We start from the raw sequence: 14,857 nt of genomic DNA on the forward strand, positions 1-14,857 counted from the left end.
GCGACACTGAATAGGACCCCTGTCATGCCTCACCAGCCTGGGGATCCGGGGGGCACAGGAATATTCGTCAGCTTCGAATAAAAGCGGCGATTTCGTCTTTGAGGCCATCGACGTGCAAAAGCGGAGCGTGGCCCTGGCCGGGCGCGGTGACCGCAACGAGGCCGGGATGCCGCCGGGCCATTTCCTGCACCGTCGCCGCACTCAGCAATCGTGAATGCTCGCCGCGAACGACCATTGCCGGGATGCCTGCAAAGGCTTCGAATTGCGGCCACAGCGACGGCAGCACGGCTTCGCCGGTCAGGCCCTTCAGTTGCGCAGCGATCGCCGGGTCGAAGTCCGCGATTGGAACCCCGCCGACGTCGCGATAGATCGCATCCGCCATCTCTCGCCAGTCCTGTGAGCCGAGACGGGGGAAGTCTGCTCCGTGGATGCGCTGGAGGAAGTCTGGGGCCTCCGCCCAGCTACGCGGGCTCGCTGGAGCATTGAGGTAATCCCTGATCCTCAGCAGTCCTTCGATCTCGATCACCGGACCGATGTCGTTGAGCACGACCCGGCCGATGAGGGCAGGGGCCGACATGATGAGGTGATGTAGGATGAGCCCGCCTCGCGACGTGCCGATGAAGGTTGCCTTGCTTATGCCGAAATGGGCGCAGGCGGCGACGACATCCCCGGCTTCGACAGCGATTGTATAACGGGACTTGTCGCTGTCACGCTCCGACTGTCCCCGTCCGCGATAGTCCAGCGTGACAACGGGAAAAGCACCGCCGTCGGGCGAGGCAAGGAAAGCTGCCAGGGGATGAAAATCGCGGCTGTTGCGCGTCAGCCCGGGCAAGCAGACGATGGGCGTCTTCGCGTTACGGCCTATGACTTCGCTGCCGTAGCGTCTGCCATAGAGCCTGAGGCCGTCCCTCGCGCGAAAATAGTGCTCCCGAAACAGTTGTTTCTCACGCACCGGATGCTCTCGCATGGCTCCATCCTTCGGTTTTTCGGAGATTGTCCCTGCCTGCGGCGCTGCGGCTCAGGAAGGATTGCGGCCCATCCTCAGGTCGGCGACGATGTCCGCCTTCTGCCCGAGACGGGATTTGTAGACCTGGTAGTTCTCCATCACCCGCTGAACATAGTTGCGGGTTTCCTCGAAGGGAATCCGTTCGATCCAGTCGACCACCTCGTCGATCGGCTTGCCGCGCGGGTCGCCGTAGCGCGCCAGCCATTCCGGCACCCGGCCGGGTCCGGCATTGTAGGCGATGAACGTCAGGATGTAGGAGCCGCCGAAACGATCGATCTGCTCGCCGAGATAGTGCGAGCCGAGCGTCGCGTTGTAGCCGGCGTCGCTCGTCAGCCGGTCCTTGGAATAGGCAAGGCCGTAGCGGCTGGCGACACCTTTCGCCGTCGCCGGCAGGAGCTGCAGCAGGCCGCGGGCATTGGCGGCCGACACCGCGGCCGGGTTGAAGGCGCTTTCCTGGCGGGCGATAGCGTAGGCAAGTGCCTTGCCGGCGCCGCTGATATTGGCGTCCGTCGGGATGACGCCGAGGGGAAAGGCGAGGGCGGCCACATCGATGCCGCGGCCGAAGGCGATCTTGCCGATCTGCAGGGACAGTTGATGATTACCCGCCTTTTCCGCCCTTGCCGAGAGAATGGCGAGTTCGCCCGGATCGGTCAGGTCCTCGGCAAGCGCGCGGTAGAGGCTTTCCGCGCGCCAGCCGTGGCCGGCGGCTGCCAGGCGTTCGATTGCTCGAACGGCTTCGCGATCTTCGAGCCGGGCGCGATCCTCAGGGGTTGGCGAGGGATAGGCGACGTTGAGGGCTGAGCGGCCGAGCCGAGCCGCGGCGAGCTGGCCGTAGAAGGTGCCGGGATAGCGGGCGGCGTTGGCGAAATACTCGTCCGATTTCCCAGGGCCGCCGGCCTCGGCGGCGCGTCCCAGCCAATACCAGGCCCGCGACGCCGAAATCGGCCGGTTCGACGTCGCCAGGATCTTACGAAAGTGTCGCGCCGCCGTCGTTGGATCTTCAAGCCCGCGCAGCGCGTACCATCCAGCATGGAACTCAGCGTCCACGATGTCGGTCGCGTCGATCGCAGCATGATGGGCGGCAACCCGGTAGGCTCCGCGAAAATCGCCCTTGTCGAGCAGGCCGCGGCTGACGATCCTTTGTTCGGTCCACCATTCGCCCGCATCGACGAGGGCGTTGCTGTCCTTCGGCGCCAAGGCAAGGAGCTCCGCCGCTTCCTCGAATTTCTCCTGCTTGCGCAGATATTCGACGCGCAGGAAGAGATAGGCCGGGTTGTCGCGCCAGGATGCATCGACCGCTTCGATCAGCGCCGCCGCCTTGCCGTTGCCGCGGACCACCGCAGCCCAGGCTCTATAGAGCGATTGTGCCTTGCCCAGGTCGCTGAACCTCTGCGCCTGTTCGACACGGCTGCGATAGAGAAGCATCTCCATGCGGCGCCGATGGTCGGCAGGCGTCAGCAGGGATGAGAATTCCGAAAGGATCTTGCTTTCGGTCTCCTTGTCCAGCGCCTCCTTCAGCCAGAAAGCACGAAGGTGGTGTGCCGCCGCGTCAGCCTTTCCTTCGGCCACGAGTGCCCGCGCGAGAATGATCGCGCCCTCTGCCGTTTCAGGCCGGCTCGAACCGAAGGCGGCGACCACGTCTGCCGGACTCGGATTTTCGCGGTAGAGCGCCCGCTCGGAATGGAAGCGCAAGGCCCTTAGGCCGGGCCAGCCGTGAAGCTCGCGCTGCGCTTCGGCGATCTCGTAGGACGGGATGTCCTTCTGCCCGGAAACGGCGATTGCCCAGGTGAGGACATGGCGGTCGAGCGTTCCCGCACGCATGCGATTGCGGACAACCATCGCCTCGGACGGCTGGCGATCGGAGAGCGCATCGAGGCCCGTCTTCAGATCGGAAGCGACGGGTGTGATTGCGGCCCGTATGGCGCCGGTGACCTCATTGGCGACGACCGATGCGGGTGCGGGCGAACCGGGCCTTTTTGTCGGCACGGGGAGCCGGGTCTCGGTCGCAAGGGCGGAGGACGCCAGCATCGCAGCGCCGGAAATGGCGGCGACAGGCAGAAAGAGTGGTCTGCGCATCAAGCCCCGTGCTTCCCCGTTTCTCTCAATTTATTAGCTGCTGGATTCACTAACGAAAAGTTAGCGGACATCCGTCATCGCTGCAATTGCCGGCAAAGGCCGGATCCTCCCGCATTCCTGGCTGCCCCTGCCGAGCGACGCGCGGTCGAAATTGCAGGAAACTGCTAGGAAATGCGCCCGTCCGACGCTTGCCGCAGCCATGTCACATGATTATGGTGCGGCAGTTTCTAACCGTCGAATGCGGCCAAAGCGTGGGCGCACGCTTGCCCCCTCAGCCGTCAGGAGTTGTGCATGTTCAAGGGTTCCATTCCCGCACTCGTAACCCCGTTCACGTCCACCGGCGCGGTGGACGCGGCAAGTTTCGTCGCGCATGTGGAATGGCAGATAAAAGAGGGGAGCCACGGCCTTGTGCCGGTCGGCACCACGGGTGAATCGCCGACCCTTTCGCATGACGAACACAAGCAGGTGGTGGAGCTCTGCGTCGAGGCGGCCGCGCGGCGCGTGCCGGTTATCGCCGGCGCCGGCTCCAACAACACGACCGAGGCGGTCGAGCTGGCGCAGCACGCCGAAAAGGCGGGCGCGGATGCCATCCTGGTCGTGACGCCGTATTACAACAAGCCGACGCAGAAGGGCCTCTTCGCTCACTATGCGGCGATTGCCGAAAGCGTGAAGCTGCCGATCGTGATCTACAACATTCCGGGCCGCTCGGTCGTCGACATGAGCGTCGAGACCATGGCCGCGCTGGCGAAGGCCTATCCGACGATCGTCGGCGTCAAGGATGCGACCGGCAAGATCGAGCGCGTCTCCGAGCAGCGCATGGCCTGCGGGAAGAATTTCGTCCAGCTTTCCGGCGAGGATGCGACGGCGCTCGGCTTCAACGCGCATGGCGGTGTGGGCTGCATCTCGGTAACGGCGAATGTCGCGCCGCGCCTCTGCGCCGAGTTCCAGCAGGCGACGCTTACCGGCGATTACGCCAAGGCGCTGGAATATCAGGACCAGTTGATGCCGCTTCACAAGGCCATCTTCCTGGAGCCCGGCCTCTGCGGCGCAAAATATGCGCTTCATCGCCTCGGGCGGATGAGCCGCGCCGTGCGCTCGCCGCTGCTGCCGACGCTCGAGCCGGCGACCGAAGCGGCGATCGACGCGGCGCTCAGGCATGCGGGATTGATGAACTGATGGCACCCAAGGGCAGCGAGCGTACGGTCAGGAAAGTGGTGGCGGAAAACCGCAAGGCCCGCTTCAACTACGAGATCGTCGATACCTACGAGGCCGGCCTTGTGCTGACCGGCACGGAGGTCAAGTCGTTGCGCGAGGGAAAGGCCAATATCTCGGAATCCTACGCCACCGACGAGGGCGGCGAGATCTGGCTGATCAATTCCTACCTACCGGAATATCTCCAGGCCAATCGGTTCAATCACGAGACCCGGCGCCGCCGCAAATTGCTGTTGTCGAAGCGCGAGGTGAACCGGCTGCAGGGCGCGGTCAATCGCGAGGGCATGTCGCTCATCCCGCTCAAGATCTACTTCAACGATCGGGGCCGGGCGAAACTGGAACTGGCGCTCGGCAAGGGCAAGAAGCTGCACGACAAGCGCGAGACGTCCAAGGAGCGCGACTGGAACCGGCAGAAGAACCGTCTGCTGAAGGAGCGCGGCTGAACTGGCCGCGCAACTTTCCGCGGCCGCGCGAGATGCGATCAAGCAGTAGGCGCAATGCATCGTTCCGCCCGCGCCGGAAGGCCGGGCGGAACGAACGGGCTTGAACGCTGTTTCTATCAAGCCTCGGCGTCGTTGGAAACGGGCTCGGGCGGGCGTGCCATGCGTTCGGACGGCTCGCGGCCGATCTCGCCCCTCAGCGTCGCCAAATCGATGAAGTGGTCGGCCTGGCGGCGCAGGTCGTCGGCGATCATCGGCGGCTGCGTCGACATCGTCGAGACGACCGAGACCTTGCGTCCCTTGCGCTGCAGCGCCTCGACAAGCGTGGTGAAATCGCCGTCACCCGAGAAGATCACCAGATGATCGACCGTTTCGGACTGCTCCATCGCGTCGATCGCCAGCTCGATATCCATGTTGCCCTTGATCTTACGCCGACCGAGCGAGTCGGTGAATTCCTTCGCCGGTTTGGTGACGACCTTGTAGCCGTTGTAATCAAGCCAGTCGATCAATGGGCGAATAGAGGAATATTCCTGGTCTTCGATAAGTGCGGTGTAATAGTAAGCGCGCAGCAGGTAACCGCGTTTCTGGAATGCCTTCAGCAGCTTTCTGTAATCGATGTCGAAGCCCAGGCTCTTCGAGGCGGCGTAGAGATTGGCGCCGTCGATGAAAAGAGCGATTTTTTCGCGAGGATCGAACATCGTAATTTCCTTTTCCATGCCCTGCGCATTATAGCCGTCTGCCCCCGCAGAAGGCGCGCAGAAAATAGGCGCATTACATTAATAATTGCTGATATTGCAAATAATGTAAGTTATGCCACGCATTAATCCAAGCGGCGTACGGTGCATATAGCAAGTTTTAGCAGTTGCTCCAGTTCATCCACACTTCAATTTACGATTGCTGGTGGAGATTTCGGCTGGCGCCCCCCAAAATACAATCCATATATGTGGACCTCGGCCGCATCGCGGATATGTCGTATTCTATCATGCGGCCGGGAATGATGTGAGCGGCGGGTGCAGGAAAAACTTGAACTTGTGCTGTTTTGATTGTATCCGGGCGACTAATTCCAGAAATCGGAGCTGCAAGTGCCGTCCTGTTGCGGCGTTCCGGTTTCGTGTCGTTAATCCCGCCGCGGCAGCCGCCGCGCTCTCGCAAAGGACAAGGCCATGGCCCGCGTCACCGTCGAAGACTGCATCGACAAGGTCGAAAACCGTTTCGAACTCGTCCTGCTCGCCAGCCACCGCGCACGCCTGATCTCTCAGGGCGCCCCGATCACGGTCGACCGCGACAACGACAAGAATCCGGTCGTCGCCCTGCGCGAGATCGCCGACGAGACCCTTTCACCGGGCGATCTCAAGGAAGATCTGATCCATTCCCTGCAAAAGCATGTGGAAGTGGACGAGCCCGAGCCCGACGCGGCCGCGATCGCCCAGTCGGAACCCGCCGCTTTTGCGGAGGCTGCGGAAGACGAGGACCAGCCGGAGGCTTTGACCTTCGACCGCATGTCGGAAGAGGAGCTACTGGCCGGCATCGAAGGCCTGGTACCGCCGGAAAAGAGCGACGACTACTGAGATCCGTTCGCGAACAGCCGTTCCAAACGTGTTTTCGAAGCAGTGCGCCACTCATATGATTGGCGCACTTTTTGTTTGTCTGACTGCCATGGAGCCGCCTGCGAATGATGCGCCAATACGAGCTCGTTGAGCGCGTGCAGAAATACAAGCCCGACGTGAACGAGGCCTTGCTGAACAAGGCCTATGTCTATGCCATGCAAAAACACGGGCAGCAGAAGCGGGCAAGCGGCGATCCTTACATTTCGCACCCCTTGGAAGTGGCGGCGATCCTCACCGAGATGCATCTCGACGAATCGACGATCGCCGTTGCGCTGCTGCATGACACGATCGAGGACACGACGGCGACGCGGCAGGAGATCGACGAACTCTTCGGCGAGGATATCGGCGCGCTTGTCGAAGGCCTGACGAAGATCAAGAAGCTCGACCTCGTTACCAAGAAGGCCAAGCAGGCGGAGAACCTGCGCAAGCTGCTGTTGGCGATATCGGACGATGTCCGTGTGCTTTTGGTGAAGCTCGCCGACCGGCTGCACAATATGCGCACGCTCGACCACATGTCGGCGGAAAAACGCGCCCGGATCTCCGAGGAGACGATGGACATCTATGCGCCGCTGGCCGGGCGCATGGGCATGCAGGACATGCGTGAGGAGCTCGAGAACCTCGCCTTCCGCCATATCAATCCGGAGGCCTATGAAACCGTCACGAGGAGGCTGGAGGAGCTCTCCCAGCGCAACGAAGGCTTGATCAAGAAGATCGAGGAGGAACTGAGCGAACTCCTCCAGGCCGAGGGCTTGCGGAATGCTCAGGTGAAGGGGCGTCAGAAGAAGCCCTATTCCGTCTTCCGCAAGATGCAGTCGAAATCGCTTTCCTTCGAGCAGCTGTCGGATGTCTGGGGCTTCCGCATCATGGTCGACGATATCCCCTCCTGCTATCGGGCGCTCGGCATTGTGCATACCCGCTGGCGCGTCGTTCCCGGCCGCTTCAAAGACTATGTTTCGACGCCGAAGCAGAACGATTACCAGTCGATCCACACGACGATCATCGGGCCTTCGCGCCAGCGCATCGAGCTGCAGATCCGCACTAGGCGCATGCATGAGATCGCCGAGTACGGCATTGCCGCCCATGCGCTCTACAAGGATCGCGACGCCCTCACGGGCGATCCGACACGGTCTCCGACGTCGAACGCCTATGCCTGGCTGCGGCGCACGATCGAATCGCTTGCCGAGGGTGACAATCCCGAGGAATTTCTCGAGCACACAAAGCTCGAGCTCTTCCAGGACCAGGTCTTCTGCTTCACGCCCAAGGGGCAGTTGATCGCGCTGCCGCGCGGCGCGACTCCGATCGATTTCGCCTATGCCGTGCACACCAATATCGGCGACACCTGCGTGGGTGCCAAGATCAACGGCCGCATCATGCCGCTCGTCACCCGCCTCAACAATGGCGACGAGGTGGAGATCATCCGTTCCGGCATCCAGGTGCCGCCACCCGCCTGGGAGGAGATCGTCGTCACCGGCAAGGCACGCGCGGCGATCCGGCGCGCCACTCGTGCCGCCATCCGCAAGCAATATGCGGGTCTCGGCTACCGCATCCTGGAGCGCACATTCGAACGGGCCGGCAAGACCTTCTCGCGCGAAGGGCTGAAGCCGGTGCTGCACCGGCTCGGCCAGAAGGAAGTCGAGGATGCGATCGCCGCCGTCGGCCGAGGCGAGCTCTCCTCGCTCGACGTGCTGCGCGCCGTCTTCCCCGATCACCAGGACGAACGGGTGACCGTCAAGCCGAGTGCCGATGACGGCTGGTTCAACATGCGCAGCGCCGCCGGCATGGTTTTCAAGCTGCCGGAGCGGTCGAAGGAGGCAGCCGCGGCGGGGCAGGTGGAGGGCCCGGAAGCGCTGCCGATCCGCGGCCTTTCCGGCAATGCCGAGGTGCATTTCAGTCCCGCCGGGGCCGTCCCCGGCGATCGCATCGTTGGCATCATGGACCGGGACAGGGGCATCACCATCTACCCCATCCAGTCACCGATTCTGCAGAAATTCGACGAGGAGCCGGAGCGCTGGATCGACGTTCGCTGGGACCTCGACGAGGCCAACAATAACCGTTTCATGGCGCGGATCGCCGTAAGCGCCCTCAACGAACCTGGCACGCTGGCAGAGATCGCCCAGGCGATCGCCACCAGCGACGTCAATATCCGCTCGCTTTCCATGGGGCGGGTTGCCGCCGATTTCAGCGAGTTGCAGTTCGATCTGGAGGTCTGGGACCTGCGTCAACTCAATCACCTGATGACGCAGCTCAAGGAGTTGCCGAGCATTTCTCTGGTCAAGCGGCTTTTCGATTAGGCCTCCGCTTCTTGCCTCCTTGGCGAGCAATGCGAGGCATAAAACGGCAGGTCATGCGCTGGGTGCATGGCTGCCGGTTGATCATGGCGCTGGTAGAACACCGATCGCTAAACTACTTATTCGATCGGGAGGTAAACGAAGAGGTTTGCCATGTTCAAGCAGTTGAAGAAAATCACCCGTGCCCTGCACATCCCCACCATCGAAGAGCGCGAAATCGCCTATCTGAACGGCTCGATCGACCGCATCGACCTCGAATACCGTCAGCGTCAGATCGACCGCGGTCTGTTCCGCAAGGATTTCTGATCCGCAGTTGACCCCATGCTGACGCGTTTTCCGGATCCCATCGATCCGGGTGGCGGAGCGGCTTGGACCACCGTCTGTCGATGCGGGAAGCCTGTTTTCGAGCTATGCATATGCTGAATGGCTCTAAGGGGCAACTCCACCCATCGCCCGTCAACCTTGCGCCTTGCGGGTCTGACGCCTATCTTGCGCCCATCACAGGGGCGCCGATCGGCGGTTACAAGATGCGACGACAGAATGCTATTTAGGCGCAGAGAACCGGTCACGATTTCGGAACGCCTTAGCGCTTTTTTCTGGCCGCGCAAGGGGCTCTCGCGCGGTCCGCGTTATATCGCCCTGCGCATACTCCGCCTGAATTCTTCTCCCCATTCGATTGCCGTCGGCGTAGCCGCTGGCGCAGCCGCCGCATGCACGCCTTTGTTCGGCCTGCATATAGTTCTGGCAGTCATTCTCGCCTGGATCTTCTCCGGCAATCTCGTCGCAGCGGTCATCACCACTGCACTCGCCAATCCGATCACCATTCCGGTGATCCTGACCGTTTCCTACGAGATCGGCGTTGCGCTCACGGGACCGCAGGCCGGTCCGGGCGTCGGCTCGGCGGAGATCGCCCGATTGATCGAGCAAATGCAGCTTGCCGAACTCTGGGGGCCCGTGCTCAAGCCCGTGCTCGTCGGCTCGCTGGCCCTCGCGCTCGCCGGGGCCTTGATCTTTTACCCGCTTGCCTTCCAGACCGCCCGGATATTCCAGGTCCGGCGGCGGGAGCGGCTGCAGAAAGCGGGATACCCGTCATGATCATCGGCATCGGCAGCGATCTCATCGATATTCGCCGCATCGAAAGCTCGCTCGAACGATTTGGCGAGCGCTTCGTCAACCGTTGCTTCACCGACATCGAGATCGCCAAATCGGATGCGCGCAAGAACCGCGCGGCCTCCTATGCCAAGCGCTTCGCCGCCAAGGAGGCCTGTTCGAAGGCGTTGGGCACCGGCCTCGCGCAAGGGGTTTTCTGGAAGGACATGGGTGTGGTCAATATGCCGGGCGGCAAGCCGACGATGCAACTGACCGGCGGTGCGGCGGCCCGCCTTCAGGAGATGCTGCCCATTGGGCACCGCGCCGCCATTCATCTGACGATCACCGACGACTTCCCGCTTGCACAAGCTTTCGTGATTATCGAGGCGCTGCCGGTTGCCCCCGCCGAGGGAACGGTTTAGAGCACTGCCGGGATAGCGCCGCTCCGGCAGTCGCTTGAAGCGACCTGGCCCGGTGAACACATGAATGTGCGGTTGCGCGGCAGGACGACAAGGAAGAACTGAGCGTGGAAGAAAAGACAGAAACGCACCAGAGCGCCCTCTGGGAGAATGTGAAGGTCATTGTTCAGGCGCTGCTCTTGGCTTTGGTCATTCGCACCGTTTTCTTCCAGCCCTTCACGATTCCGTCCGGCTCGATGATGCCGACTTTGCTCGTCGGCGACTATATCTTCGTCAACAAGTTCGCCTACGGCTATTCGAAATACTCGCTGCCCTTTTCGCCGGATCTTTTCAGCGGCCGGATCTTTGCAAGCGAGCCGAAGCGCGGCGATATCGTCGTGTTCCGCTTTCCGCCCAATCCGGACATCGACTATATCAAGCGTGTCGTGGGCCTGCCGGGGGACCGCATTCAGGTCAGGAACGGTGTCCTCCATGTCAACGGCAAGCCGGTCGATCGGGTCCCGGACGGAACCTTCCGGGCAGACGACAACTATGACACCGGCGGCGACGTGCCCGTCTACCGCGAGACGATGGACACGGGTGTGACCTATGACACGCTCGACCAGTTCCCGGATTCCAGCGGAGACAACACCCGCGAATTCCTGGTGCCGGAAGGCCATTACTTCATGATGGGCGACAACAGGGACAATTCCTCCGACAGCCGCTTCGACGTCGGTTTCGTGCCGGCGGAAAACCTGGTCGGTCGTGCCAGCATGATCTTCTTCTCTCTCGGCAACGACACGTCCTTCCTGAAAATCTGGAATTGGCCGGCGAATCTGCGTTACGACCGGCTGTTCAAGGTCGTCGAATGATGAAGGGACGGTCGCTGAGCGCGGAGGATCGGGCAAGGCTCGAGACCGCGATCGGTTATCAGTTCGCCGAGAAGGAACGCCTCGACCGCGCGCTGACGCATTCCAGCGCCCGCAGTGCGCGCGCGAGCAACTATCAGCGGCTTGAATTCCTCGGCGACCGCGTCCTCGGACTTTGCGTCGCCGAACTCCTGTTCCAGACGTTCCTCGACGCCAATGAGGGCGAGCTGTCGGTTCGCTTGAACCAACTCGTCAGCGCCGAGAGCTGCGCCCGGGTTGCCGACGAGCTGTCGCTGCACGAATTCATTCGCACCGGCTCCGACGTGAAGAAGATCACCGGCAAGCACATGATGAATGTGCGGGCCGATGTGGTAGAGTCGCTGATCGCCGCGATCTATCTCGATGGCGGGTTGGAGGCGGCGCGTCGCTTCGTGCTGCGGCACTGGACCGATCGCGCAGCAAGCGCTGACGGTGCCCGCCGGGACGCCAAGACGGAATTGCAGGAATGGGCGCACGCCAAGTTCGGGGTGGCGCCGAGATACAGGACGGATGATCGCTCCGGTCCCGACCACGATCCGCGCTTCACCGTGACCGTAGAGGTCGACGGGATCGGGCCGGAAACGGGGACCGATCGCTCGAAGCGCGGGGCCGAGCAGATCGCTGCCATGCGATTGTTGGAACGCGAAGGTGTTTGGCAGAAACGGTCTGCCGGAAATTGACGGAAGCTATGACGGACAAGCAACAGGACACGGGCGCCGGCAGCACGGCGACCCGCTCGGGCTTCGTGGCGCTGATCGGCGCGACGAATGCAGGAAAGTCGACCTTGGTGAACCATCTGGTCGGCGCGAAGGTATCGATCGTCAGCCACAAGGTGCAGACGACGCGAGCGATCATCCGCGGCATTGCCATCCATGACAGGACCCAGATCGTCTTCATGGACACACCCGGCATCTTCAAGCCGCGCCGCCGGCTGGATCGGGCCATGGTGACGACGGCCTGGGGCGGCGCCAAGGATGCCGACCTGATCATGCTGCTGATCGACAGCGAGCGCGGGCTGAAGGGCGACGCCGAAACGATCCTCGAGGGCCTGAAGGATGTTCCCCAAGCGAAGATCCTGGTCCTTAACAAGATCGACCGGGTTCGCCCGGAGGACCTCTTGAAGCTTGCGGCCGCCGCTAACGAAGTCGTTCCCTTCGAGCGTACCTTCATGATTTCCGCGCTGACCGGCTCCGGCTGCCGCGACCTTATGGACTACCTTGCGGTCGCATTGCCGGAGGGGCCATGGTACTATCCGGAGGACCAGATCTCCGATCTGCCGATGCGCCAGCTCGCGGCCGAGATCACCCGCGAGAAGCTGTTCCTCCGCCTCCATCAGGAACTCCCTTACGCGTCCCACGTCGAGACGGAGAAATGGGAAGAGCGCAAGGACGGCTCGGTGCGCATCGAACAGGTGATCTATGTCGAGCGCGACAGTCAGAAGAAGATCGCGCTCGGCAAGGGCGGGGAGGCGATCAAGGCGATCTCGACCGCGGCCCGCAAGGAAATTTCCGAGATCCTGGAACAGCCCGTGCACCTCTTTCTGTTCGTCAAGGTGCGCGAGAACTGGGGCGACGATCCGGAGCGTTTCCGCGAGATGGGACTCGATTTTCCGCGATAAGCGCTCAACGTAGCGGCTATTTTTGGTCATTCGAGGCGGCGAGCCTCTTGTTCAGAAGCGGTCCGATCGTCTCGGCCCGATTGGTCCAGACGTAGCCGGAAAAATTCTCCGGAACGAGGGCGAGCTGTTCGGCGCTGTCGATTCCGGATGTGAAGTCGCCGCCGTGATGGGGCCCGAGCAGGATGATCTCGCTTCCGGCGGCCTGCATTCGGGCAGCAAACCGGTAAGGCCAGCCCCACAGAAAAGGCGCGTAGTTGGCGGGTACGACGATCAGCGTATCGCGGCAGGCCTCCGGCACGATCCCGGTCCAGCCATAGGCGGCATAGCGGCCAAGGCAGGCCATGGTGGATTGCCGGTCGTAGCCCCTCAGCCCGCCGACCAGCCGCAGGGTCTCCTGCGTCGGCGTTCTGCCGCCGTAAACCCCGAAGATCAATTTGCGCCACTCCGGGTGAAACCGCAGCATGACGGCAAGGGTCGCACCTTCCTCGCGCCGCTCGCTCTTGAAGTTGATCAGGAACCGGCCGTGGGGCAGGGCGGTGAAAACTTCCCCCAGCGTCGGCATCTGGCCTTCTCCCTGGCCGCGGAAGGGAAAGGTCTTCCCGCCGTCCGCCGTGTAGCCGTAACCGATATCGAGCGTCTTCAGCTTGGACATCGGCGTCTCTTCCGTAACGCCCGCTCCATTTGTGCGGCAGTCGAGCGTCCAATCGTGGAAGACGGCGAACTGGCGGTCGGGAGTCAGGTGGACATCCAGTTCGATCACCTCGGCGCCGCTGTCGAGTGCTGCGCGCATGGAGGCGATCGTGTTCTCGAGATAGGCATGGCGCGGCGGTTCGATACGCTCAGCCGTGCAGGTGTCGTTGCCCACCTCCTCCAGACTGAAGACCTGATGAATGCCGCGGTGGGCGAGAACCTTCGCGGCTCCGGCCGGCGGTGCCACCAGATAGGATGTGTTGAGGAGCCAGATGATGGCGACGATGATGACCGCGACGACGGCGATGACGGCGAGTTTCCTCATCGTGAATCCTCCTCTCGTACCGCGCTCTGCTCGGCACAGCGGCGCTCCTGCACTTGCGCTGCCACGCTCCCCGTTATGCGGATTGCGAACAAACCGTCACCTCCGCGCGTGATTGACCGGCAGCAGGCCCTATGGGAGGTAGGCTCCCGAACCGCCCAATGCAATGCCGCAGGAGAACTTAGGTGCCGCAGCTCGTCCAGGGAAAATGGGTCAAGAATGATGTCGCCGCAAGCGAGATGAAGGACGGCGCGTTCCATCGCGAGCCGACCCGCTTCCGCTATTGGATCACCACTGACGGACGATCCGGGCCGGACGGCCAGCCGTCATTCGCCGCGGAAGCGGGGCGCTACCGGCTGTTTGTCTCCTATCTCTGCCCATGGGCATCCCGGACGATCGCGATGCGCAACCTCAAGGGACTTCAGGAGATCGTCGGGCTTACGGCCGCAAATCCCGTGCTCGGCGAGGACGGGTGGATCTATGACGAACCTGTGGATGCGGGCACCCGCGTGGGGCGCGTCCGCTATCATCACCAGCTTTATACGGCGAGCGACCCGGGCTATTCCGGGAAGGTCTCCGTCCCCGTGCTCTGGGACATGCAGGAAGGCCGGATCGTCAACAACGAGTCGGCCGATATCCTTCGCATTCTGAACTCGGCCTTCGACCGCTTGACCGGCAACCGCCTCGATCTCTACCCCGCGGCGCTCCGCACCGCCATCGATCGCTGGAACGAGCCGATCTACGCGTGTGTCAACAACGGCGTCTACCGGGCCGGATTTGCCAAGACTCAGGCCGCCTATGACGAGGCCGTCGTAAGCCTATTCGGCATGCTCGATGAACTCGAGCGACATCTCGACGTGAACCGATATCTCGCCGGTGAATATCTGACAGAGGCGGACATTCGCCTCTTCGTAACCCTCGTCCGTTTCGACGTCGCCTATCACGGCGCCTTCAAATGCGATATCCGCCGGATCGAGGATTATCCCTGCCTCTCCAACTACCTGCGCGAGCTCTATCAGTGGCCGGGAATCCGTGAAACGGTCCGGATCGACGATATAAAGCGCGGATATTACGGTATCCAGCACATCAATCCCGCCGGGATCGTGCCGGCGGGCCCGGCGATCGACTTCGATCGCCCGCATGATCGATCCCGTCTTGCCGGCCTCGGGGTTTTCGGCACGTAGCGGGTTGCTCGCCGGCGAT

At 62.3% G+C, this 14,857-nt stretch carries 15 protein-coding genes; 11 read left to right on the top strand and 4 right to left on the bottom strand.

Features of this window, described 5'->3' with window-relative positions:
• Positions 1–67: 67 nt before the first annotated feature.
• Both SS05631_RS03695 and SS05631_RS03700 read right to left on the bottom strand, forming a co-directional pair.
• The gene (locus SS05631_RS03695; protein WP_037413664.1) at positions 68–967 is read right to left on the bottom strand and encodes an alpha/beta hydrolase; all 900 of its coding nucleotides are present in this window, start codon (positions 965–967) and stop codon (positions 68–70) included.
• Positions 968–1,018: 51 nt separating this feature from the next.
• Positions 1,019–3,082 (bottom strand): lytic transglycosylase domain-containing protein, encoded by a 2,064-nt coding sequence (locus tag SS05631_RS03700; protein WP_037413665.1) that lies wholly within the window; start codon positions 3,080–3,082, stop codon positions 1,019–1,021.
• Between the two features lie 291 nt (positions 3,083–3,373).
• Here SS05631_RS03700 and dapA point away from each other — a divergent pair, with 291 nt between their 5' ends.
• Together dapA and smpB are read left to right on the top strand one after the other, a co-directional pair.
• On the top strand, positions 3,374–4,258 hold the full coding sequence (dapA, locus tag SS05631_RS03705) for a 4-hydroxy-tetrahydrodipicolinate synthase (protein WP_037413668.1): 885 nt from the start codon (positions 3,374–3,376) through the stop codon (positions 4,256–4,258).
• Positions 4,258–4,737, top strand: coding sequence for an SsrA-binding protein SmpB (gene smpB / locus SS05631_RS03710; RefSeq protein ID WP_037413670.1), 480 nt, complete (start codon positions 4,258–4,260; stop codon positions 4,735–4,737). Before dapA ends, smpB begins: the two co-directional genes overlap by 1 nt.
• Before the next feature lie 116 nt (positions 4,738–4,853).
• Here smpB and SS05631_RS03715 read toward each other — a convergent pair whose 3' ends face one another.
• Positions 4,854–5,432, bottom strand: a complete 579-nt coding sequence (locus SS05631_RS03715; protein WP_037413672.1) for an NYN domain-containing protein — start codon at positions 5,430–5,432, stop codon at positions 4,854–4,856.
• A 465-nt stretch (positions 5,433–5,897) separates the two neighbouring features.
• Here SS05631_RS03715 and rpoZ point away from each other — a divergent pair, with 465 nt between their 5' ends.
• The 8 genes from rpoZ to era all read left to right on the top strand — a co-directional run bounded on the left by rpoZ (position 5,898) and on the right by era (position 12,642).
• Positions 5,898–6,302 (top strand): DNA-directed RNA polymerase subunit omega, encoded by a 405-nt coding sequence (gene rpoZ, locus SS05631_RS03720; RefSeq protein WP_037413674.1) that lies wholly within the window; start codon positions 5,898–5,900, stop codon positions 6,300–6,302.
• 104 nt (positions 6,303–6,406) lie between these two features.
• Complete coding sequence (locus tag SS05631_RS03725) at positions 6,407–8,632, top strand: bifunctional (p)ppGpp synthetase/guanosine-3',5'-bis(diphosphate) 3'-pyrophosphohydrolase (protein ID WP_037413676.1); 2,226 nt, start codon at positions 6,407–6,409, stop codon at positions 8,630–8,632.
• Positions 8,633–8,782: 150 nt separating this feature from the next.
• The gene (locus SS05631_RS03730; protein ID WP_064506643.1) at positions 8,783–8,935 is read left to right on the top strand and encodes a DUF3563 family protein; all 153 of its coding nucleotides are present in this window, start codon (positions 8,783–8,785) and stop codon (positions 8,933–8,935) included.
• A 234-nt stretch (positions 8,936–9,169) separates the two neighbouring features.
• Positions 9,170–9,724, top strand: a complete 555-nt coding sequence (locus SS05631_RS03735) for a DUF2062 domain-containing protein (RefSeq protein WP_037413680.1) — start codon at positions 9,170–9,172, stop codon at positions 9,722–9,724.
• Positions 9,721–10,140 carry a holo-ACP synthase gene (gene acpS, locus SS05631_RS03740; RefSeq protein ID WP_037413683.1) on the top strand — a complete coding sequence of 140 codons (420 nt, stop codon included), beginning with the start codon at positions 9,721–9,723 and terminating at the stop codon, positions 10,138–10,140. Before SS05631_RS03735 ends, acpS begins: the two co-directional genes overlap by 4 nt.
• 104 nt (positions 10,141–10,244) lie before the next feature.
• Complete coding sequence (gene lepB / locus SS05631_RS03745; RefSeq protein ID WP_037413684.1) at positions 10,245–10,988, top strand: signal peptidase I; 744 nt, start codon at positions 10,245–10,247, stop codon at positions 10,986–10,988.
• Positions 10,988–11,704, top strand: coding sequence for a ribonuclease III (gene rnc, locus SS05631_RS03750; protein ID WP_086022721.1), 717 nt, complete (start codon positions 10,988–10,990; stop codon positions 11,702–11,704). The genes lepB and rnc overlap by 1 nt, the downstream gene beginning before the upstream one ends.
• Positions 11,705–11,712: 8 nt before the next feature.
• Complete coding sequence (gene era / locus SS05631_RS03755) at positions 11,713–12,642, top strand: GTPase Era (RefSeq protein WP_037413688.1); 930 nt, start codon at positions 11,713–11,715, stop codon at positions 12,640–12,642.
• A gap of 16 nt (positions 12,643–12,658) precedes the next feature.
• Here the strand turns inward: era and SS05631_RS03760 are convergent, their stop codons facing one another.
• Complete coding sequence (locus SS05631_RS03760) at positions 12,659–13,657, bottom strand: glycerophosphodiester phosphodiesterase family protein (RefSeq protein WP_037413696.1); 999 nt, start codon at positions 13,655–13,657, stop codon at positions 12,659–12,661.
• A gap of 182 nt (positions 13,658–13,839) precedes the next feature.
• On the opposite strand from SS05631_RS03760, the gene SS05631_RS03765 reads away from it, so the two are divergent.
• Positions 13,840–14,838, top strand: coding sequence for a glutathione S-transferase family protein (locus SS05631_RS03765; RefSeq protein WP_037413697.1), 999 nt, complete (start codon positions 13,840–13,842; stop codon positions 14,836–14,838).
• Positions 14,839–14,857 lie beyond the last annotated feature (19 nt).

The organism is Sinorhizobium sp. CCBAU 05631 (assembly GCF_002288505.1).
GTDB classification, from domain to species: Bacteria; Pseudomonadota; Alphaproteobacteria; order Rhizobiales; family Rhizobiaceae; genus Sinorhizobium; species Sinorhizobium fredii_C.

What these genes read in the sequence shown, in the direction of transcription:
- dapA (WP_037413668.1), top strand. Translation starts at nt 3,374, where the DNA reads ATGTTCAAGGGTTCCATTCCCGCACTCGTAACCCCGTTCACGTCCACC.
- SS05631_RS03760 (WP_037413696.1), bottom strand. Translation starts at nt 13,657, where the DNA reads ATGAGGAAACTCGCCGTCATCGCCGTCGTCGCGGTCATCATCGTCGCC.
- SS05631_RS03695 (WP_037413664.1), bottom strand. Translation starts at nt 967, where the DNA reads ATGCGAGAGCATCCGGTGCGTGAGAAACAACTGTTTCGGGAGCACTAT.
- rnc (WP_086022721.1), top strand. Translation starts at nt 10,988, where the DNA reads ATGAAGGGACGGTCGCTGAGCGCGGAGGATCGGGCAAGGCTCGAGACC.
- smpB (WP_037413670.1), top strand. Translation starts at nt 4,258, where the DNA reads ATGGCACCCAAGGGCAGCGAGCGTACGGTCAGGAAAGTGGTGGCGGAA.
- SS05631_RS03730 (WP_064506643.1), top strand. Translation starts at nt 8,783, where the DNA reads ATGTTCAAGCAGTTGAAGAAAATCACCCGTGCCCTGCACATCCCCACC.
- era (WP_037413688.1), top strand. Translation starts at nt 11,713, where the DNA reads ATGACGGACAAGCAACAGGACACGGGCGCCGGCAGCACGGCGACCCGC.
- rpoZ (WP_037413674.1), top strand. Translation starts at nt 5,898, where the DNA reads ATGGCCCGCGTCACCGTCGAAGACTGCATCGACAAGGTCGAAAACCGT.
- SS05631_RS03700 (WP_037413665.1), bottom strand. Translation starts at nt 3,082, where the DNA reads ATGCGCAGACCACTCTTTCTGCCTGTCGCCGCCATTTCCGGCGCTGCG.
- SS05631_RS03725 (WP_037413676.1), top strand. Translation starts at nt 6,407, where the DNA reads ATGATGCGCCAATACGAGCTCGTTGAGCGCGTGCAGAAATACAAGCCC.
- SS05631_RS03735 (WP_037413680.1), top strand. Translation starts at nt 9,170, where the DNA reads ATGCTATTTAGGCGCAGAGAACCGGTCACGATTTCGGAACGCCTTAGC.
- SS05631_RS03715 (WP_037413672.1), bottom strand. Translation starts at nt 5,432, where the DNA reads ATGTTCGATCCTCGCGAAAAAATCGCTCTTTTCATCGACGGCGCCAAT.
- acpS (WP_037413683.1), top strand. Translation starts at nt 9,721, where the DNA reads ATGATCATCGGCATCGGCAGCGATCTCATCGATATTCGCCGCATCGAA.